The 20,345-nt window shown below is 63.8% G+C and carries 20 protein-coding genes; 9 read left to right on the plus strand and 11 right to left on the minus strand.

Annotation, left to right across the window (positions count from 1 at the left end; all coding sequences use genetic code 11):
• Window positions 1-67 precede the first annotated feature (67 nt).
• The 3 genes from JQ573_RS11955 to JQ573_RS11965 all read right to left on the minus strand — a co-directional run bounded on the left by JQ573_RS11955 (window position 68) and on the right by JQ573_RS11965 (window position 1,259).
• Window positions 68-553: an Hsp20/alpha crystallin family protein gene (locus JQ573_RS11955; RefSeq protein WP_212310082.1), complete on the minus strand. Its 486-nt coding sequence runs from the start codon at window positions 551-553 to the stop codon at window positions 68-70.
• A 134-nt stretch (window positions 554-687) separates the two neighbouring features.
• A complete protein-coding gene (locus JQ573_RS11960) occupies window positions 688-918 on the minus strand; it encodes a hypothetical protein (protein WP_212310083.1) in 231 nt (76 codons plus the stop codon).
• Window positions 919-935: 17 nt separating this feature from the next.
• Window positions 936-1,259, minus strand: coding sequence for a hypothetical protein (locus JQ573_RS11965; RefSeq protein ID WP_212310084.1), 324 nt, complete (start codon window positions 1,257-1,259; stop codon window positions 936-938).
• 535 nt (window positions 1,260-1,794) lie between these two features.
• On the opposite strand from JQ573_RS11965, the gene JQ573_RS11970 reads away from it, so the two are divergent.
• From JQ573_RS11970 to JQ573_RS11995, 6 genes are all read left to right on the plus strand, one after another.
• On the plus strand, window positions 1,795-2,004 hold the full coding sequence (locus JQ573_RS11970) for a hypothetical protein (protein WP_212310809.1): 210 nt from the start codon (window positions 1,795-1,797) through the stop codon (window positions 2,002-2,004).
• A gap of 237 nt (window positions 2,005-2,241) precedes the next feature.
• Complete coding sequence (locus JQ573_RS11975; protein WP_249131627.1) at window positions 2,242-3,249, plus strand: MarR family transcriptional regulator; 1,008 nt, start codon at window positions 2,242-2,244, stop codon at window positions 3,247-3,249.
• Window positions 3,250-3,392: 143 nt separating this feature from the next.
• Window positions 3,393-3,692, plus strand: coding sequence for a hypothetical protein (locus JQ573_RS11980; RefSeq protein ID WP_212310085.1), 300 nt, complete (start codon window positions 3,393-3,395; stop codon window positions 3,690-3,692).
• Between the two features lie 35 nt (window positions 3,693-3,727).
• Entirely contained in the window at window positions 3,728-4,096 is a 369-nt protein-coding gene (locus JQ573_RS11985) for a hypothetical protein (protein ID WP_212310086.1), read from the plus strand.
• Window positions 4,093-4,644, plus strand: a complete 552-nt coding sequence (locus JQ573_RS11990; protein WP_249131629.1) for a hypothetical protein — start codon at window positions 4,093-4,095, stop codon at window positions 4,642-4,644. Before JQ573_RS11985 ends, JQ573_RS11990 begins: the two co-directional genes overlap by 4 nt.
• Window positions 4,645-5,366: 722 nt before the next feature.
• Window positions 5,367-6,047 carry a Crp/Fnr family transcriptional regulator gene (locus tag JQ573_RS11995; protein WP_212310087.1) on the plus strand — a complete coding sequence of 227 codons (681 nt, stop codon included), beginning with the start codon at window positions 5,367-5,369 and terminating at the stop codon, window positions 6,045-6,047.
• Between the two features lie 440 nt (window positions 6,048-6,487).
• Here JQ573_RS11995 and JQ573_RS40615 read toward each other — a convergent pair whose 3' ends face one another.
• Window positions 6,488-6,622 carry a hypothetical protein gene (locus tag JQ573_RS40615; RefSeq protein ID WP_283815068.1) on the minus strand — a complete coding sequence of 45 codons (135 nt, stop codon included), beginning with the start codon at window positions 6,620-6,622 and terminating at the stop codon, window positions 6,488-6,490.
• Window positions 6,623-7,276: 654 nt separating this feature from the next.
• On the opposite strand from JQ573_RS40615, the gene JQ573_RS12000 reads away from it, so the two are divergent.
• Entirely contained in the window at window positions 7,277-7,495 is a 219-nt protein-coding gene (locus tag JQ573_RS12000) for a hypothetical protein (RefSeq protein ID WP_212310088.1), read from the plus strand.
• Window positions 7,496-7,560: 65 nt separating this feature from the next.
• Here JQ573_RS12000 and JQ573_RS12005 read toward each other — a convergent pair whose 3' ends face one another.
• Together JQ573_RS12005 and JQ573_RS12010 are read right to left on the minus strand one after the other, a co-directional pair.
• Window positions 7,561-10,104 (minus strand): bifunctional diguanylate cyclase/phosphodiesterase, encoded by a 2,544-nt coding sequence (locus JQ573_RS12005; RefSeq protein WP_212310089.1) that lies wholly within the window; start codon window positions 10,102-10,104, stop codon window positions 7,561-7,563.
• A gap of 274 nt (window positions 10,105-10,378) precedes the next feature.
• Entirely contained in the window at window positions 10,379-10,615 is a 237-nt protein-coding gene (locus tag JQ573_RS12010) for a DUF1127 domain-containing protein (protein WP_212310090.1), read from the minus strand.
• Window positions 10,616-10,796: 181 nt separating this feature from the next.
• On the opposite strand from JQ573_RS12010, the gene JQ573_RS12015 reads away from it, so the two are divergent.
• Entirely contained in the window at window positions 10,797-12,140 is a 1,344-nt protein-coding gene (locus tag JQ573_RS12015; RefSeq protein WP_212310091.1) for a PLP-dependent aminotransferase family protein, read from the plus strand.
• A 104-nt stretch (window positions 12,141-12,244) separates the two neighbouring features.
• On the opposite strand, the gene JQ573_RS12020 is transcribed toward JQ573_RS12015, so the two are convergent.
• Window positions 12,245-12,601 carry a hypothetical protein gene (locus tag JQ573_RS12020; RefSeq protein WP_212310092.1) on the minus strand — a complete coding sequence of 119 codons (357 nt, stop codon included), beginning with the start codon at window positions 12,599-12,601 and terminating at the stop codon, window positions 12,245-12,247.
• 89 nt (window positions 12,602-12,690) lie between these two features.
• Complete coding sequence (locus tag JQ573_RS12025) at window positions 12,691-13,299, minus strand: hypothetical protein (protein ID WP_212310756.1); 609 nt, start codon at window positions 13,297-13,299, stop codon at window positions 12,691-12,693.
• Between the two features lie 83 nt (window positions 13,300-13,382).
• Between JQ573_RS12025 and JQ573_RS12030 the strand changes: the two genes are divergently transcribed.
• Complete coding sequence (locus JQ573_RS12030; protein WP_212310093.1) at window positions 13,383-13,817, plus strand: hypothetical protein; 435 nt, start codon at window positions 13,383-13,385, stop codon at window positions 13,815-13,817.
• On the opposite strand, the gene JQ573_RS12035 is transcribed toward JQ573_RS12030, so the two are convergent.
• From JQ573_RS12035 to JQ573_RS12045, 3 genes are all read right to left on the minus strand, one after another.
• Window positions 13,814-16,216: an EAL domain-containing protein gene (locus JQ573_RS12035; RefSeq protein ID WP_212310094.1), complete on the minus strand. Its 2,403-nt coding sequence runs from the start codon at window positions 16,214-16,216 to the stop codon at window positions 13,814-13,816. The genes JQ573_RS12030 and JQ573_RS12035 overlap by 4 nt on opposite strands.
• Window positions 16,217-16,363: 147 nt before the next feature.
• Window positions 16,364-18,370: a S9 family peptidase gene (locus tag JQ573_RS12040; protein WP_212310095.1), complete on the minus strand. Its 2,007-nt coding sequence runs from the start codon at window positions 18,368-18,370 to the stop codon at window positions 16,364-16,366.
• Between the two features lie 78 nt (window positions 18,371-18,448).
• A complete protein-coding gene (locus JQ573_RS12045) occupies window positions 18,449-19,867 on the minus strand; it encodes an MFS transporter (RefSeq protein WP_212310096.1) in 1,419 nt (472 codons plus the stop codon).
• Between the last annotated feature and the right edge of the window lie 478 nt (window positions 19,868-20,345).

Raw genomic sequence — 20,345 nt, forward strand, 5'->3', positions numbered from 1 at the left:
CCGAAGATGTCCATGTTCAGACAAGAAGCCAAAGCGCGATGGCGATCCAGCACGATCTCGTCGCCCGCTAATGGGTGTTGATAGCAATGCGCTTGACGCCTTCTCGCGGTTTGTCGGATTTCGGCAAGGAGATCGTCAGGACGCCGTTCTTGAACGATGCCTCCGCCCTGTCCTCGTGCACGCCCTCGAGCGGGATCTGGCGCTCGAAAGAGCCGTAATAGCGCTCGGTGAAGTATTTGCCCTCGCCGTTGCGCTCGGCTTTCTTCTCACCGCGGATGGTCAGGACGCCATTGGCAATTTCGACCTGGACGTCCTTCTCCGTCATGCCGGGCAGCTCCGCCGAGATGGTCAGGTTCTTGTCGCCATCGTTCAGCTCGAGCCTTGGCCAGCCGAAGCGGCCCTCCATGAGCGGACCGGTGCCGCCGAAGCCGCGAAACACATCGTCAAACAGACGATTCATCTCCCGATGCAACGTCATGAAGGGATCGTAGGTATCGCGCACGGGCGCAAGCTCCTGGTTCTTTGTCCAGGGAATGAGATCACGAATAGCCATGTTTCTTCTCCTGCTGATACGGGTTTGTTCTCCTGTTGATACGGGGCGGTGCGGGCGCACGTGCCCACACCCGGCGTCCCGATACTGTGGCTGCGGTCAAGATCTGCGGTTCTTTCAAGCGCCTCCTTTGATTTTTAAGCTGCTTTGATCTCGTGCGCGCCTGCAAGGCGTTGCATCTGGTCCTCGGCTGCCGCGGCCAGGCGGAGCAACCTCTGCCGGAGTTCACCCGGCAGGTCATGCTGCGCCAGCAGCTTTTGGCAGTGCGACACGACGCGACGTTCGCTGTCGACGAGAAAAGCGCGCACGTTCTGCGGAAGCGGCCGCCCGCCCTGCGATACGGGCGGCCAGGATGCAGGCTTGGACATCTTCGGCCTCGTCGGCTTCAGCTGACACGGGGCAGGTCCCGCTCGTCATCCCAGGGAAGGCGGAACATGCCGGGGTGGCTGCTGTCCGGCAGCAGCAGGGTGTCGACCTTGAACAGCGGCGCGCCGGGCTTCCAATCCATCCAGCGCATCGAATCGAGATAGCGGACGGGTGGGAGCGGCAATACATGGCCGGCTCGATCGGACATAGCTTTGGGCGTGCTGTCCATGGCAATGGCGCCGGTCGGCGACAACATCGCCAATGCGAAGGTGCCGGCGATAAATCTCCGGCTACGGCTGAAAGTCTCGAGCGTGGCGGAGACGGGTTTTTGATTCCTGGCCATCTCATCCTCCTGTCGGTACGAAGCTGATCCATCCGATCGTCAGAAAGCTGAGGACGAACATGAGCCAATGCAGTACAGCCGTCCCGCTTTTGCGCGATCGAGTTTGCATGCGTCTGCTCATCTTGGGTCTCCTGGTATGTCTCTCCTTTCTCCTTCGAGCGTGAGCCGGCCATCGTCGTGATGGCCTCATCGGAAGTCCATCGCCGGCGCCGCTGTGTCGGGTTTTGACCTCCACGGCCTCCCGGCGGCAACCGACTTGGGAATCGAAAAAACGCCGTTCAAGGGCTCGGGCAAAATTTTTTGCGACCTTCCAGCCGGTGCGTCGGTTCACTTTGAACGATCGTCGCTCTGAACGGTTGAGGCTTCAGGCCGCCCAGTCAGATTCAGCCGGTGCCAATCGCCGGTTTTGCCGTAACGACCTTCGCCACGCTCTTTTGTGGCCAGCGGGCCGGTCGACACTGCGCCGGTGTTCGGCGGCTGACCGGAATCCGAGATGCACGAATCCTGAGCGTGAACTGAGACAGCAAGAAACAGGATGGACGATTACCGAGACTTGGTTGCCGCCGGTTTCACCATTCTCTGCGCAGCCCTGATGCTGGTGGCGGGGCTACTGTTGCTGGGTGACCGGCCCGAACCCGCCAGTTCCGATCGGCACATCGAGCCGCCAGCCGCAGCGCCGCAGTCGATTTCAAGCATCGAACCGGTTTCGCGGCCGTGCGATCCGATGCGGACGAGACTGTTCTGATGCGACGGCCGATGCCCTCGGACGGCACGGCCCTTACCGCCGTCGCCTCCCCGGCAGACCTTCTTGACCTGCGGCGGGAGGCTGCCTTTCTCGTCACTATCAGGCAAAGGACGTCAAGCGCCAGAGCCTCACCGGCGCTCAGCCTCAACAAGGCGGTCACCGACGGTGACCGGTCGCCACGCACTCCACAGCGGCCCCTTGTGCTCACGTCGAGTTCAGCTTCTGACCGTTACGAGCTTGGAGGCCAAAATTGCAGGAGAGACATTGCTAGCCTCGGGGTGGCCTTGTACTCTCGCAACTTCAAGACTGGGGGCAGCCTTGGAAAAGGACGAACTCGAGCGCCTGGCGGGCCGCAAGTTGCGGCTGAGCTTCGAGGAGATTGTGAGCCATCCCGGCCTCCCGGAAGCGCGACGCGCCTATGTCGCGGCTTTCTGTGATTTGTACGAGGGTGATCCGTTCTTGGTTCGCCTGCTGCTACAGGCCGGCCGATTCCTCGTCTTCCTGAGCGCAGCGGTGCTCGAAGCCGCGCAGGATCCGGCGCGACGCGAAACATGGTTCACGGTCTCGGCCCTGAAGCGGCAACTCAATATGCACGGACAGGTGAGCGACCGCCAGGTCGATCATCTCCTGGCACGGCTGTGCGAGGTCGGCTTTATCGAGCAGAGCCGCGCGCCGTCCGACCGACGCGTGCGGCTCCTGGCGACCACCGACAAGCTGCGCTCGCATCACGCCGAATGGCTTGCGACGCATTTCGTGCCGCTTGCAAAGCTGTATCCCGATCATGATTACGGCCCGGTGCTGTCGCGAGATCAGGCCTTCAACGTGACCCATTGCCGCGTGGGCCTCGCATTCTTTCCGGTCTCAGTTCGCCTCATGATGACGCTGCCCGACACGATGCTGTTTTTTTCCCATGCCGCGGGGCCGCTGATTCAGAATGCGGTCCTGAGGGCCGCCATGGATGCAGGCGACCCGACCGCGGCGATCCCCTACATGGATGTGGCGGATCGCTTCGGCGTTTCACGAACTCATATCCGCAACCTGATGAACGCCGCGCAGGCGGCCGGTCTTGTCAGGATCATGGGACGCGGTGGGAGGAGCATCGAAATCACGCCGCGCCACTGGGTGAGCTACGATCATGGCCTTGCAGTTGGAATGTACCTGCATGATGCGGTCAATCTCGTGGCGATGCGCAACTGGACGGAGGCTCGGCGCAGCTCCGCCGACCAGCTTTTGATCGCGGACTGATCCTGCCGGCGACTTTTCTTTGCGCATTCGATAGGCGCAAAGTTTTCCGACTGCACTTTGCTTGGAACGGCTAGACTCAATCCGCGGCCAACCTTGCCCAATGGCCATATTTTCAGTTTCCATTCTTTTTGAGGACGATTTTGATGACCGGGATTGATAGCGGCGCGCGCGGCTCAACTGCCGTGCCGCTCCGTCCGCTGGTATGCGGCGCGTTCATTGCGATATTGGCCGCTTTTGGCCTCTACGCCGCCTTTATCTCAGGTCCCGCCATGCGCGCCGCCGCACATGATGACGTTGTGCGGATGGTTGCCGAGGAGGATCGCCGGTTCTGTAAAATGTTCGGACTGGGCACGGACACGTTCGCTGCGTGCAGCAGAGAGCTGTCGACCGTCGGGCAACGGCAGGTCGATCGCGACAATGCCGCCGCCCAAGGTCTGCTCTAGCGCTTCTCGATATTTCTCCCGAAAAGGATTTGGCTATGATCAGACGTTCGATGTTCGGACTAAGTGTTGCGGCTATCTGGATCGGTTCGGCCGCGGCGCAGAACGCTCCTCCCTCCTACCAGGCCGACCCGACGGTCTATAAGGTCATCTTCGAAGATCAGAACTTTCGTGTGATCGCGGCCACCTGGAAGAAAGGTGCGACGGACAAGGCGCACTCGCACCCTCTTCCTTTCGTGGTCTACGCGCTCGATGACTGCACCGTGCGGGTCCACAATCCGGACGGCACGACGCGCGAACTGAAGAACAAGGCCGGAGTGGCCAGCGCGGGCCCTGTGACTTCCTCGCATACGGCTGAAAATGCTGGCGAATCGGACTGTCGAGCCCTTCTGGTGGAGCGGAAATGATCCGGCACCAGACGATGTTCACCGCGGCGAACGGTCCATCGCCTCTTATCGGCTCTATCATGCGCGGCGTTAATCGAAGGACTAGCAGCATGCGTTACCGGATCGCTCCGATCGTCATCGCCGTTCTTGCATTGCTTGGCGCAATTGCGTGTCCGGCAGGGGCTGAGCAACCGACCGATACACGAGAGCCGGTGCAACGAACGGACGCGGAGAAAGCCTTCGTGCTGGAGCAGATGCGACTGTTCCTGGCCACCGTCGTGGAAGTCGAGGAAGGGCTTGGCTCGGGCGATCTGGATCTGGTCGCACGCGAAGCAGCGGCACGCGGCCGCAAGGCCAATGCCGCGCTGGTCCGGCCTCCCACCCTGGCGGCCAAGGAAAGCGACGCCTGGAAGGCGATGATCGGCTCGGTCCGTAGCGGCTTTGACCAGATCGCCGAGCAGGCGGCTGCGCGCGCGCCGGCGGCGAAGATCAACAAGACCCTTGCCGATACGATGAGGAATTGCGTTGCCTGCCATCAGGCCTATCGCATTTCCCCGGAAGCGCGCTAGGCTCGGTGATCGAGATCGACTTGTGCTCTAGTCGGCTTCGGCGGGGTCACGTTCCTCGGCCGGGGCATCGGCATGCAGCGCGGCGGCATCCGTGTGCCGGGCGCGGTGTCCTGCGCCACCCGGCTGCCTCGCAGGGCGCAAATAGAGTCAGTCGATAAGAGGTTCCTGCGACAATGGATTTATTTCATGTGCGGGTTGGAGTTGATTTCGTGCGCCTTCGTTTAACTTTTCCGATGTGAGCAATATTGACCAGCCCCGCATTGGCGCATTGGGCTAGACCGGCTTCATCGCCGTCCGAATAGGCAGTTACCGGCGACGGAGATAATGCTCCCGCCCAATACAGGGGAAAGCATGATGTCATCTGTCCACCCAAATCCGCTATACAGTCGCGCGGAGATCGGAATTCTTCCGTGCTCCAGGTGTGGCAAGCCTATGCGGTTGGCTTGCATTGAACCTGCTCAACCGGGTCATGAAGTCCGCACCTTCCAGTGCCCGGAATGCAAGACGACTGGAAGTTTTGCAGCTGCGATCTAGCCGCCACTCTAGTCGGTGTTTGCGATCTGGGGTCCGGCTCGGACTTCGCCTGCTGACCGCTCCATCAGCTTGTCGGCAGCCCGGTGCTCCCATTCCGGCTGCGCTTCCACTGTGCGGCACTTTTACTTCGAAAAGCCGGCGGCTGAATGATAAGCTAGGCGTCCCACCGCGCGGGGACGAAACGGGACATGCCAGAAAATGCCAACCACGCCATATTTGATCCCAAGGAGTTTCTCGCCAAGGTAGGCGAAGGGAAGAGCATTCTCGCGTTTCGCAAGGATGAGATCGTCTTTGCGCAGGGCGACGTGGCAGATACGGTTTTCTATATCCAGAAAGGCCGGGTCAAGGTTGTTGTCATATCCGAGCAAGGCAAGGAAGCCGTGGTCGGCATTTTGGAGCCCGGCCAGTTCTTTGGCGAAGGCTGCATGAACGGCCATTCGCTGCGTATCGCGACGACGACAGCGATGGAGGAATGCCTGGTGACCGCGATAACGAAGACCGCCATGGTCGCGGCATTGCACGATGAACCCAAATTTTCCGAGCTGTTCATGGCCTATCTGCTGACACGCAACAGCCGGATTGAAGAGGACCTGATCGACCAGCTCTTCAACTCCAGTGAAAAACGGTTGGCGCGCCTGCTGCTCCTGCTGGCGAATTTCGGCAAGGAGGGCAGCCCTCAACCGATCAGTCCAAATATCAGCCAGGAGACATTGGCCGAAATGATTGGAACGACGCGATCCCGCGTCAGCTTCTTCATGAACAGATTCCGCAAGCTCGGCTTCATCAGCTACAACGGAAAAATCGAGGTCAACAGTTCATTGCTGAACGCGGTCTTGTACGACAAGCCCGAGATCAAGCGCGAATTGTAAGAGCGGGAGGACGTACGTGAAGATTCTCCCGGCCAGAAACGACCTGTTCGCCTGAAAAGAAAAAGGACCGCGTCACGCGAATGAGGATCCTTTAGAGCGCCTTGCGCGTTGAGGCTCTATCGAGGGGTGGACCTGAAGGTGGGTTATGAGCGACGTTCCTCGCGATATTCAAAGAAAGTTCGAACGGCGGTGGGCCGCCAGATTTGCGCGGCCAGTGGAAGCGGGCCGGCCCGAAAGGCATCAATCTAAAAAGCCGGATCAGCCCCTCGCCGTTTCCCCCAAAACCGACAGAAAAACCCGCCGAATTGAACCGGCGGCCTTGAGGCGTGCGAGCGCGGAACCGTAAGCCGCACCGTTGTACCGCTTGCCAGCTGGCAGCTGTTGGTCGAGCGGTCGAGAAAGCGCCGCAGATGAAACCTCTTCGCATTCGCCGCTCGGCCTTACTTTTTCGGTTCGGGATGGAGCTCGCGCTTCTCGGCTTCGTACTGCTCGATCAAGAGCGAGAGGCCGCTTAGGGTCAGTTGATCCGTGATCCGGATCCTGAGCGAACGGTAGTGCGCGATCTTCTCGTCCAACTCCGAGCACTTGTTACACATAACCGGACTTCCGAACTGACACCAATAATGAAAAACCAACTCAATTTGAGTTAGTTCCGCCATTGGCTCGCGCAACCGATTACCTGGTTGCCCCGTAACTTGGGTGTCAGCCCATTCTTCCCATTTTAGTACTGTGGGCTGGCTGGGGCCGTTCGGTCCGTCCCGGTCACGAACGGCCCTATTTTTGTTCATCCATACTGGCGAAGACGAGGATTAGGATCAGCAAGGTAAGTGCGATCGAGACGCAACCGGCTATCGTTATGGCGTCCTATTTCATGTGCGCCGTTAACTTCTGTCGATGTGGTCAATATTGACCAGTATGTCGGCTACCGGACATGCCAGATTACCCCGATCACCGCACCGCCTTATTGGCCCCACGGTGATGAGAACGCCATCACGCGCTCCCGCCTTCTCCAACAGAGGAGCAGCGACATGCAGCGACGCCGTTACCAGCCACAAGGCGAACCTCTATACAACCGCCTTGCCGATGAGGCAGAGCGACTTCGCAAGCTAGCGAGGGGCACTCCGCCAGGTATTGAGCGTGAGAGGTTGATCCGGAGAGCACGGCAGATTGAGACCGCCTCGCACATGACCGAGTGGCTTGCCTCGCCCGGCCTGAAGGCTCCGACCTAAATGCGCACCTCATTCAGCGATAACTACACCTTGGGTAAGTTCAACCCACCCTCCTACGCGAGCTGGCTCGCCGAACTTCGCACCCTGTTTCCTGTCCCGGAAGAATTCCTTTTGGCGGACGCGATCTTCAGTTTCGCAAGCGCATTCAAGGAAGGAAAGACGCCGCAGCAGGCTTACGAGGTGTTCGATGTTTTCGTCAGCGCAGAGGCTTCAACCTGAACGACAATAGATAGGCCGCCTCAGTTGTCTTCCGTGATCTTGCCCTTGGCTTCGCAGGCGTTCGCCTAGAGGCGATTCCGTTTTGGCTGGATCCGGCACGCCTCGCGCTCGATGCTGGCCGCCACCAGCGGCGCCTTGTCGGCGGTGACGGGCGGAGAAAACACGAAGCCTTGCACGAGGTCGCAATCGAGCCCGCCGAGCACGTCCACCTCGGCCGCCAATTCGGCTCCCTCCGCCACGACCGTCATGCCGAGCCCATGCGACAGGGCGATGATGCCGCCGAGCAGCTTGCGCTTCTCCGGCGCGGTGGAAATGCCATCCACGAAGGCGCGGTCGACCTTCAGCCAGTGGAACGGCAGGCGCGTCAGATAGCCGAGCGAGGAATAGCCCGAACCGAAATCGTCGAGCGCCAGTCGGACTCCGAGACCGGAGAGCGCCGTCAGCGTGCGACTGATGCGCTGCTCGGTATGATCCACGAACAGGCTTTCGGTCAGCTCCAGGCAGAGCAGCTTCGCCGGAAAGCCGGTCTCCGCCAGCACGGCCGCGACGGCCGCATCGAAATCCACGTTCCAGATCTGCGCCGGCGAGACGTTGACCGAGACGGAGCGCGGCAGCAACCCGGCATCGAGCCAGGCGCGGCCCTGCCGGCAGGCCTCGCGCAGCACCCACAGGCCTAGATCGACGATGAGCCCGGAGCTTTCGGCGATCGGAATGAACTCTGCCGGCGAGATCGGCCCGCGCTCGGGATGGGTCCAGCGCAGCAGCGCCTCGAAGCTGGTGACGCGGCCGGTCCTCAGGTCCACTTGCGGCTGGTAATGGGCCTCGAGGGTGCCGGCCTCCACCGCGTGGCGCAGATGCCGGCCGAGATCGAGCCGTTGATCGACGGCCTGGGCATAGACCGGCTCGAACAGTTGCGCGCGGCCGCGCCCGGCCTCCTTGGCCATATAGAGCGCGAGGTCCGCATTGCGCACGGCGGTCTCCGCCGTCGCCCCGTGCTCCGGCAGGCGGGCGATGCCGATGGTGGCGCCGACGAAGGCCTCGCCCTCGGCAAGATCGACGGGGACCGACAGCTTGCCGATGAGCCGATCGGCAAGCCTGGTCAGCGCGGCGTCGGACATGCCGCATCCCTCCGCCAGCACGGCGAATTCGTCGCCGCCGAGCCGGGCGATGAAAGCGCGCGGCCCCAGCTCCTGCCGCAGCGCAGCCGCCACCTGGATCAGCAATTTGTCGCCGGCGGCATGGCCGAGGGAATCATTGACCTCCTTGAAGCGATCGAGATCGATGAGCAGCAGCGCGGCGCGTCGGTCTTGCCGCGTGCAGCCCTCGATCAGGGCGGCGAGCTGGCGCGTGAACAGCGCACGATTGGCGAGGCCGGTCAAAGGGTCGGTATAGGCGAGCTGCTCGAGTTGGCGCTCAGCCTCCTTGCGCTCGGTGACGTCCTGCACGGTGCCGATGATGCCGACGACCTTGTCGTGGGCGACCTCCGCCTTGCAGATGACCGCCAGATCGTGGGCCGTGCCGTCCGCGTGCAGGATGCGCAGGTCGGTGGCCTCGGTCCTTCGGGTGCGGACGACCCTCCTCTGCAGATCCTTGAAGCGGTCGGCGTCGCCGTCCAGGAAATAGGGCCGCATGCTCTCGTCGGTCGGCTCGAACGTGTCGGGGTCGAAGCCGAGAAGCTGGTAGAGTTCGGGCGCCCAGGTCGTGCGGCCGGTGTCCAGGCGGTAGCTCCAGGTGCCGATCTTGCCGAGCCGGTGAGCTTCCTCCAGCGCCCGCGTGCGCTGGTCGAGCAAGGCCTTGGCCGCCCTGAGCTGGGTGATGTCGCTGGATGTGCCGCGATAGCCGAGAAAGCTGCCATCATCGGCGTAGATGGGCTTGCCGCTGGTGCAGATACTGACGCGCGACCCGTCCTGGCCGATCAGCGTATAGATGAAGTCGCGAAAAGGGCGATGGGCCTCCATGTCGGCCCGGTGCCGCGCCATGGCCTCGCCGTCCTCGGGGGCATAAGCCAGCTCCCAGCGCGCCTTGCCGCCAGACGCAACGGTCTGGAAGGCCGCATTGCCGGCCAGCGACTTGGGATAGGGCAGCAGCCGGTGGGCAGCGTCGCTCTCCCAGCACCAGTCCGAGGCTGTCGAGACAAAATCGGCCAGCCGTTGCTCGCTCTCCGTCAGGCGCCGCAGCGCGGAGGTCTCCTCCGTGACGTCGCGGACAATGCCGGACACGCGTCGGACCTGACCGCGCGCGTCGAATTCCGGCTCGCCATGCACCACGCAGTCGAGCAGGCTGCCGTCGGGACTGCGGAGCCGCGTCCGCACCGCATAGGGCCGCCCCTCCGCCCAGCAGGCCGCGTAATGCGCCTCCAGAACCTTCCGGCTTTCAGGCAGATAGCGCTCACGCACCGTCGCGATCGGGATGTAGCCGTCGACCGTCTCGAATTCGTAGAACGCTGCGAGCTCGGGCGATATCCAGAGATCGGTCGCGGCGGCGCTCTGCGACTCCCAGTAGCCCATGCGGGCCAATCTGATGGCGCACCGCAGCGACCGCTCCTCATGCCAGCGGCGGCGCGCTTCCCGGGTCGGGGCCTGCCCTTGCGACAATTTGCGAGCGGCCATCGGTCCCCAACTACAACGCTAGCGCATGCAACCAATACGCTAGCATGGAGCGTCACAACCTTGGAGCGACGGCGGTGACAAACCGGGGTTCTTCCGCTTCTTTGGTGTAGTTTCCGTGAATTCTGCAACCGGAGCGAGGTGTCCGGACGCGATCTAATCCAAACAGTTCTTCGCCAGGCTCAAACACTGGTTGCCTAGAGCCGCGCAGCGAACCATCGCGACGCTTGCGATGCGACCGCTCCGATCACGGGAAGCCGTCACACCACGCCGCTGCTCAACGGATTTGCACCAGCTCGATATCGAAATCGCCGGCGACGGCGGGTTCGATCTGGCAGCGCGAGATTCCGATGTCGCGCAGCGTCCGGTCATCGAGCTGCCGCAGCGTCTTGATCGCCTCGCGGCGCACCCAATAGGTCGCGAGTGCATCGCCCCACACTCGGAGCAATCGGAGCAATCCGCCCATCATGCTGGACCGCACGGGCGATGCCGCAGCTGAGTATATCGTCGTCATTGTCATCTCCTTCGATGCCCGAACGGCAAAGCTATGCCGTTGACGCGAATGCCGTTTCGACACCTGCGCCGTCGTAACCTCGGATCGCTTGCGCGCTCCTCGGTGCAATCATGGGCTTGTTCCCTCTTAAATGATCCGGTACATTGCTCGGAGCAAGTAAAACATTGCTCTCGGTGCAATAATGTCGAGGTTCGAGTATCTGAAGCTGGCGGATGCGGTGGCCGCCGAGATCGCCAGCGGCGCGCTGAAGGCGGGCGACCGTCTGCCGCCGCAGCGCCATTTCGCCTATGACCGCAACATCGCGGTCTCGACGGCGAGCCGGGTCTACACCGAGCTGTTGCGGCGCGGGCTGGTGGTCGGTGAAGTCGGCCGCGGCACCTTCGTGTCCGGCGAGGCGCGCCGCGGCATCGCCGCTCCGACCGAGCCGCGCGGCGCCCGCATCGATCTCGAATTCAACTATCCGCTGCTGCCGCATCAGGCGACGATGATCGCCAAGAGCCTCGAAGGGCTGGAGCGGCCCGAGGTGCTCGAGGGTGCGCTGCGGCCGGCGACCAGTTTCGGCACGCGGGCGGCGCGCACGATCTCCGCGGAATTCCTGGCGCGCAAGAGCTGGGCGCCGAATCCCGACCAGATCGTGTTCACCGCCAATGGCCGGCAATGCATCGCCTCCGCGCTTGCCGCAGTCGTACCGCCCGGCGGCCGCTGCGGCGTCGAGGCGCTGACCTATCCGTTCGTGAAGGGCATTGCCGCGCGGCTCGGCATCGCGCTGGTGCCGCTTGCGATGGACGAGCACGGCGTACGCCCCGACGCGGTGCAGAAGGCGCACCGCGAGGCGCATCTGTCCGCGATCTATATCCAGCCTACGATCCAGAACCCGCTCAGCATCACGATGCCGGCCGAGCGCCGCGCCGAGCTGTTGCGCGTGGTGGAGAAGCTCGGCCTCGTCGTCATCGAGGATGGCGTCTACGGATTCCTCGACGATGAGGTGCCGCTGGCCGCGCTCGCGCCGGACAGCTGCATCGTGCTCGACAGCCTGTCGAAGAAGGTCGCGCCCGGCCTTGCGCTCGGCTTCATCGTCCCGCCGCCGCGGCTGCGCGAAAGCATCATGGCCGCGGTGCGCTCGGGCGGCTGGACGGCATCGGGTTACGCCTTCGCCGCCGGACAGCGGCTGATGGCCGACGGCACCGCCGCCGAACTGTCACGGCTGAAGCGGATCGACGCCGGCCGCCGCCAGCAGATCGCGGCCAAGCATCTGGCCGATTTCGAGATCCAGACCAACCCGAAATCCTATCATCTGTGGCTGACCTTGCCGCCGCACTGGCGCTCGCAGACCCTGGTCGCGGCCGCGGCCCGCCGCGACATCGCACTGACGCCGTCGACCACCTTCGCCGCCACGCCGGGACACGCGCCCAATGCGGTGCGGCTCGCGCTTGCCGCGCCGCCGATGGAGCAACTCGACCTCGGCCTGCGGACCCTGGCGGGAATGCTGAGCGCGACCGAGGAGGATTTCGATTCGACGGAATGACGTCGCACGCTCACTCCGAAGCGGCGCAGTAGTCCAGAATCGAATAGCACTCGCGATCGCTGCACTCGCAGCGGCCTATTCTCGTTGATCCGAGCGCCAGAGCATCAAAAGCCACAGGCCGCATACGTCTTTCTCACGAGACGAAAATGCGCGCGGTCGGCTACGAAATCCACATCCAGGCACTGGTTGCCTCGGCGATATTCCCCGATCACGCCGCATTGCAGATACTCGAGGTTGATCCGCCAGCGCTTTTCTTGCGGTGAGTAGGTCGCAAAGTCGTGCTGCGCGACCGGCGTTCCCTTGCAAATTCCGGCAACGTATTGCCGCACGTCGGGCGGCAGATTGTCGACGTGATTGTGATCAAGCGGATCATGCTTGTTGCCTACGCTGCCCTTGGAAAGCGCCGGGGAGATGCTCAAGAGCACAAGGCATAGAGCCAGAAAGGGGGTCCGGATTGTCATCTGACACTCCAGCTTGAAGCAAATCGGTTGCGGAGCTTACAGCGTGTTGCTTACAGCCCGCTTACAGTCCGGTCGCGAGAGCGGCCGTCTCACTGATTGCGAACCGCCTTCGGCAAAAGCCCATCAGGCAATTGATCGAAGTTGTAGCGCCGCGGGCGGTTGCGGGTGACGAAGCCGCCGACCTGCCAGGTGAACAGCGCGGCAAAGCCGACCAGGAACAGCGCGCCCATCCAGTTCGCAGCCAGCAGCGCCATCACCAGCAATCCGGTCATTGCCACCGCAAGACACGCCAGCAGCGCCAGCGCCGCGGTGTATGTCTTCGGCCCGAGGCCTCCGACCAGCCTGGCCGTGCTGCCCGCCGCCTGCATCCGGCGATGCAGCTCGACGATGAAGTCGCGGTAGAGATGGCCTTGCGGCGCGACCAGCGTCGCGGTCTGCCAGGTGGTCGACAGGATCGCGATCCGCCCGCCTTTGGCATTGTCGATATCGGCGCGAAACCGCTGCTGCTGCATCGAGACCGGGCGGTAGGACAGTTTGACGGCGGAGATGTCCTTGTAATCCCACACGCCCGACCTGCCGGCGATCCGCCACGACAATCCGTCGTCGGTCAGCTCGAACTGGTGCGCCGAGCCGATCAATGAGGCCTTGTAGGCATAGCGCACCGCTGCGCCCTCGCCTGCCTCCGGCCGGTCCTGCAACGTTGTTGGCAATCCGCCGTTCCACCTGTTCAGACACATCCGCGCGCTTGCATGGGATGTCACGCCTATCCTACAAGCGAGCCATGCCCGAGACGACCTATTTTCCGCGTTACCTCATTCTCGGCGGCGCGATGATATCCGGCGTGCTGCTGGCGCTTGCCGTGCACATGCTCGGCGCGCGGTATGGGCTCGATCTCGGCGGCCTGTGGCGATCCGATACCCACGAGTTCATGCCGGCAGGCGCGGCGATCGCGTGGTGGCTGATCGCGAGCGTCGGGTTTTCGGGCGGCTACTTCACCGCCAATCTGATGCACAGCGCGGTGGCCGGCCAGATCCCGCAGCGGATGCGCCAGTTCCTGATCGTCGTCGGCGTGCTGATGCTGGCCGGCGCCGGCCAGGCCGCGGCAGCGCCAAGCACGGTCTCGACCATTTCCGCCGTGCTCGCCGGTCTCGCCGCGCTGTGCCTCGGCGCCGTGATGGCGTTTTGCGGCGCCTATTTTGCCCAGCGCAGGAGCTAGGCGACCGACCGTTCCGGCGCCCGGCGCAGCATCTTGGCGACGTCAGCCGCCGGCCGCGGCGGGCTGAACAGGTAGCCCTGCGCCTGCGTGCAGCCTTCCTGACGCAGCAGGTCGAACTGGGTATCGGTCTCGACCCCCTCGGCGGTGGTGACGATGCCGAGGCTTTTGCCAAGACCGGTGACGGCGCGCACGATCGCCATCGAGTCCTCGCGCGTCGCAAGGTCGGTCACGAAGGAACGGTCGATCTTGATCTTGTCGAACGGGAAGCTGCGCAGATAGCTCAGCGAGGAATAGCCGGTGCCGAAATCGTCCAGCGAGATCCGGACGCCGAAACCGCGCAGCTCGTGCAGCACCGCGAGCGTCGCCTCGCTGTTCTGCAGCAGCACCGATTCGGTAATCTCGAGCTCGAGCCGATCCGCCGACAGGCCCGACGCCTCCAGCGCCGCCTTCACCGACGGCACCAGATTCGGGTTCTTGAACTGCACTGGAGACAGGTTGACGGCGACCGCGACGTCCGCAGGCCATCTCACCGCCTCGGCGCAAGCCTTGCGCAGCACGATCTCGCCCAGCGGCACGATCAGCCCGGTTTCTTCGGCGACCGGAATGAAATTGTTCGGTGCGATCAGCCCGCGCAGCGAATGATTCCAGCGCACCAGCGCCTCGAAGGCGACGACCCGATCGCCCACGACATCGCGGATCGGTTGATAATACACCTCGAACTCGTCGCGCTGGAGCGCGAGCCGCAGGTCGCGCTCGAGCAGGCGGCGCGCCTGCGCACGCGCATCCATCCCGGTCTCGAAGAACCGATAGGTGCCGCGGCCGTCGGCCTTGGCGCGATATAGCGCCAGATCGGCCTTTTGCAGCAGCTCGTCGGGATCCTTGCCGTCCTCGGGCGCGAGCGAGATGCCGATGCTGACGCCGATCACGAGCTGATGGCCCCCGATCTCATAGGGTGCGGCGATCCGCTCGACCACCGCACTTGCCAACGACGCCACCACGGACGGCTCGCAGTTGCTGCAGAACTGCACGATGGCGAATTCGTCGCCGCCGAGCCGCGCCACGGTGTCGTGCTCGGTCACGCATTCGCCCAGCCGGCGCGCAACCTCTCGCAGCAGCGCGTCGCCGATCGGATGTCCGAGCGTGTCGTTGATCTCCTTGAAATGATCAAGATCGAGGCAGAGCACCGCCAACTGGTCGGAGCGCTTGGCCAGTCTCGAAGCCTTCTCGAGCTGCTCACGGAACAGCGTCCGGTTCGGCAGATTGGTCAGCGCGTCATGCCGCGCCATGTGTGAAATCTGTTCCTGGGCCTGCTGCCATTCGGTGATGTCCTCGAAGGTCGCGACCCAGCCGCCACCCTTCATCGGCTGATCGACGACACGAATCGCGCGCTCGTTGCGGCTGACGATCCGCGTCGCGCTGTGGCCGGCCTTTGCCTCGGCGAGGAGCGCGTTGCAGAATTCCTCGGGATCGCCGTCCCACTCGCCGATGCAATGGAGGTCCTGCAGGACGTCGATCAAGAGACGCCCTTGCAGCGGCACGCGATTGCGCCCCATGATCTCGGTGTAGCGCTCGTTGAACAGCATGATGCGGCCATCGGCATCGAACATGCACAGTCCCTGCGACATGTTCTCGAGCGCGGTATCCAGCACCACCTTCTGCTTGTGAAGTTCGGTCTTGGCGCGACGATCGAGGATGGAGGCGATCAGCGAGAGGCCGAGGATCGCGAAGGCCGCAACCGCGGTCATGAAGGAGAGCACGCGCGGCGAGACCGAGAGTCCGTCGGGAACGATCGTCGGATCCGGGACCAGCGTCACCGCACCCATCCCGGTGAAATGATGCGAGACGATCGCAACCGTCAGAAGACCGGTCGCAGCCGCTGTGGTGCCAAGGCGTTCGCCGCGCGTGGCAACGACCAGCGCAAGCGCGCCAAACAGGCTTCCGAATACGATCGATGCGATGACGATGCCGGGCGCCCAGACGATGCGCGCGGGCAGTTCCAGCCCCAGCATGCCGGTGTAATGCATCGCCGCGACACCGACGCCGACGATCGCGCCGCCGGCCGCGACCGTCTGCCAGCGTTCGTTGAGCGTTGCGACCGCCAGGCCGACGGCCAGGATCGCAACCGCGAGCACCAGCGACAGCAGCGTGATCGGAATGTTGTATCCGGCCTCGATGCCGGGATCGTACGCCAGCATGGCGACGAAATGGGTGGCCCAGATGCCGCAACCGCCGACTGCCGCATCGAGACCGATCCAGATCTCGCGGGCTCGGCCTTCTGCGGCGCGAGCGCGGTGAAACAGGCTGATCGCGACGGCGCTGGCGAGCAGACAGATCACGCCACCGAGGACGACCAACCGCCAGTCATGTTCCAGGGTGAGACAGGTTAGAACGCGATACATTATAGGCCCCATTTATGGACCCATAAAAACAAGCGCATTCGTGTACGAACGGTAACCGCACCGCAACAAGGCTTCACGCATGGTGAAAAAGCCTTGAATGCACGCGAGACGATCGGGGAAAACCGCAATCCGCTGGCGCAGTTCGTCTTAGCCGCGCAACCCGGGCACCAGTTCGGCCCCAGTCTCGACCTTGAGCGACGAGCCGGCGAAATCGTTTCCGATCGGCTGGCAACCACCGCCGAGATGCTTGGCGAGGAACGCTTCGGTGACGCCGTAGAAGGCAAGCCGATTTTCCGGCCGCACAAAGCCGTGCCCCTCGTCGGCGAATGTGATGTAGGTCACGGGCACGCCACGCTGCTTGAGCGCATTGACCATCTGCTCGGACTCGGCCGCCACAACCCTCACGTCACGCATGCCCTGCGCGATCAGGATCGGTTTCACGGCACGCTCGATGTGGGTCAGCGGCGAACGTTCGACCAGGAACGCGCGACCGGACTCGGTGGCGGGATCGCCGAGCCGATTTTTCCAGACGCTGATCCACGGACCCCAATAGGGCGGGATCGTCGCCATGAAGGTGACGAGATTGGAGATGCCGAACAGATCGACGATGCAGGCGAAAACGTCGGGCGTCTTGGTCGCGGCGACCAGCGCCGAATAGCCGCCATAGCTGCCGCCGAAGAAGCCGACCCGCTTCGGATCGGCGATGCCTTGCGCGATCGCCCAATCGACCGCATCGATCAGGTCGTCATGCATCTTGCCGCCCCATTCGTGGTCGGCGGCCGTGATGAAGGCTTTGCCGAAGCCGGTCGAGCCGCGGTAGTTGACGGCAAGCACCGCATAACCCCGGTTGGCGAGCCATTGATGGACCGGGCTGAAACCCCAGGTGTCGCGGTAATACGGCCCGCCATGGATCACCAGCACCAGCGGCACCACCCCGGCCGCGGCCTCGGCCGGCCGGGTCAGGTAGCAGTTGAGACGCAGGCCATCGCGCGAGGGGATCACGACCGGCTCGAGCTTGCGCAACGCGAGACCGTCGAGCGCACGGTGCTGGGTGTAGAGCTTGCGCACCTCGCGCGTCTTGCGGTCGAGCAGCGCATATTCACCGCTCTCGGTGTCGCGCTCGAAATGGATCGTGCCCAGCCGAAGATCGTCGCTGTTGCTGACAAAGCTGATGTCGCCGGCGCCATAGCGGCTGAGATCGGCGAGGTCGTTGGCGACGCTTTGATCGACGGCGTGCCAGCGCATCCGGTCTGTGATCGCCAGCGCCGCCAGTGGCCGGCGATTCTCGTCGAAGACCGCGCGCACGATGTCGGCATCGTCATCGGCGGCAAGCAGCGTGGTCTGGCGCGTCGCCATGTCGAGGGCGAACAACGCCGCCTTGTCGCGGCCGCGCGAGTCGATCAGGTACAGCGTCTTGCCGTCGGCGCTGAAATCCAGCAGCTGGGTCGTATCGGTCTCGGCGATCGGCACCGTCATGAACGGCGTCCAGCTGCCGTCCGGACCGCGCTCGAACATCTCGGCGGAGCCGTCGGCGATCAGGCGCGACGCCAGGCGGAGCTGGAATGTGCTGTCGGTAATCAGCGCGATATAGTCGTGGTTCTCGTAGACGAGTTCGCTGGCGCCGGTCACGATGTTGACGCGGTACATGTCGAAGTAGCGCTTGTCGCGCTGGTTGTGCCGCAGCAGCATCTCCTCGGGGAATTTGCGATCGGACTCCTGCAGGAAGGCCTTGACGCCGGTCTCCGGCGTCAACGGCACAATCTTCCCGTCGGTGATGTCGACGCTGGCGGCGCGCCAGTTTTCATCGCCGTCGCGCTCGCGGAAGAACACCACATGGCGGTTGGTATGCGCCCAGCGATAGCCGCCCGAGATGTTGCGATCGGTGACGCGGGTCACCGGCCGCGCCGCCTTGAGATCGGACAGCGGGGCGACCCAGAGGTTGTTCACGCCGTCGAGCGGCGCGACATAGGACAGCTGCGTCCCATCCGGGCTGAGGCGGACGTTGATGTAGTCAGGATTGTCGAAGAACACCCTGCGCGCGATCAGGCCGGGCGCCTCGCCGCGGGCCGGACCGATCAGGTTGGCAAATGGCAGCGAGGCGCCGAGCATGGCGGCGCGGCGCAGCAACAGACGACGGTCGATTGGCGCAGGCATCTGATCAGCCCCCTCGGCGACAGTCCCCGACGGCGCAAGGTTAGATGCCGCGCCGCGACCGCGCAACGACCGCCTCGCTCATTGCCGCGCTTGTGATGATGCGCCGATCCAGATCAGCGCAGCGGCGGCAAGCAATACGCCGGCGGAGATCACGAGTGCCGCATGCAGGCCGGAAATGAAGGCCGCGGACCGGCCGACCATCGAGCCGAACAGCGCGACACCCAGCACGCTGCCGGTCTGCCGGGTCGCATTCAGCACCCCGGCCGCGATCCCGGCATGCTGTGGCTCGGCACTGCCGAGCAGCGCCGATGTCAGGGGCGGCACCAGCAGGCCGAGGCCGCCGCTGATTGCCAGCAGTTGCAGGCAGATCGCGAAATAGCTGGTACCGGGACCGATGAACAGCATCGCCAGACATCCGGCGGCCGAGATCGCGGCGCCGAGCGCGATCGTCCCCGGCGCGCCAATCCGCTCCGCGACATGCGGCGCGATCAGGTTGACGGGCAGCACGGCGCCGAGCATCGGCACGAACGCGAGGCCGGTGGCGAACGCCGACAGCCCGTTGACTTGCTGGAAGTAGAGGCTGAGCACGAAGATCAGCCCGTAGAACGCAACGTTCACCAGCAGGCCGACCAGCGAGGTCAGGGCAAACATCCTGTTGCTGAACAGCGAGAGCGGCAGCATCGGCTGCGCGGTGCGCGCCTCATGCCAGATGAACAGCACGGAGAAGACGGCCCCCAGAGCGAAGCCTGCGACCACGAACGGGCTGTCCCAGCCGAGCGCGCCGCCCTCGATGAGCGCGCCGGCCAGCGTGCCGAGCGCGGCGATCGCCGCAATTTGTCCTGGCAGATCGAGCCGGTGCTGGAGATGGCGCGTGGTTTCGCCGGCAAAGCGCCAGGCAAGCCACAGCCCGGCCAGGCCGATCGGCAGATTGACCAGGAAGATCGCGCGCCAGCCGACCAGCGTGATCAGCCCGCCGCCGACGAACGGGCCGGCGGTCAGCGCAAGGCTCGCTCCGGCGGCCCAGACGCCGACCGCGCGTCCGCGCTCCTTGTCGTCCGTATAGGCGTGGCGGAGCAGCGCGAGCGAGTTCGGCACCAGGATGGCCGCGGCCAGCCCCTGCACGCAGCGCGCGGCGATCAGCGTCACGGCATCAGGCGCGACGGCGCACCCAACCGACGCCGCGGTGAAGATGGCAAAGCCGGCCATGAAAACGCGCTTGGCGCCGATCCGGTCGCCGAGCGCGCCCGCGGTCAGGATGAAGGCGGCAAAAGCGATGGTGTAGGCGCTGACCACCCATTGCAGCTCGGCAACGCCGCCGCCGAGCGAGCCGCCGATGGCGTTGAGCGCCGTATTGACGATGGTGACGTCGAGCTGCACGACGCCGTACCCGAGGCTCATTGCGGCGAGCGTCAACGTCGCCGCAAGCCCGGTCGGCTGCTGATGCGACGCCGCGCGCTGATCCGGCACGCGCCGGAGGTTCAGGGATGTCTGTTGCATGGTCTTGACCTCGCTCTGCGCAACCAATGCGATAGATAGGTCTTCGTTTCTCAATGATACTTCGCTGTGGATCGAAGTGTTCTATCGCCATGCTGGCCGGGGCCGCGTCGCCGCGCGCTGTTGCGCGGCGTTTTGCCTCAATAGACCTACGGACCGCCCACAGGGCGCCTCATTCCGGCCCGAACCGCGGTCCACAGCCGGATCACGCAGATGCGCACGTCGACTTCACGCTTTGGTAAACGCCGCAGCCGGCCCGGACCTCCCCCACGCTGATGCATATCGTCTATTCGCTCCGCTCCGACGGCCCCGCAGTTGCGCTGCGACGGCGGCAAAACGGCAGAAATATCGACGAAATCGCCTGGAACGGCTGAAGGATGGCGGAACATGCAGTGGTCCCGTCGTGGACGATGATATGGCTGCGACTCACATTCCGCAGCGCGAGAACATATGTAGCCAGTATGACAACAACGCTGGACGG

Source organism: Bradyrhizobium sp. AUGA SZCCT0105, from assembly GCF_018129565.1.
Classification (GTDB): domain Bacteria; phylum Pseudomonadota; class Alphaproteobacteria; order Rhizobiales; family Xanthobacteraceae; genus Bradyrhizobium.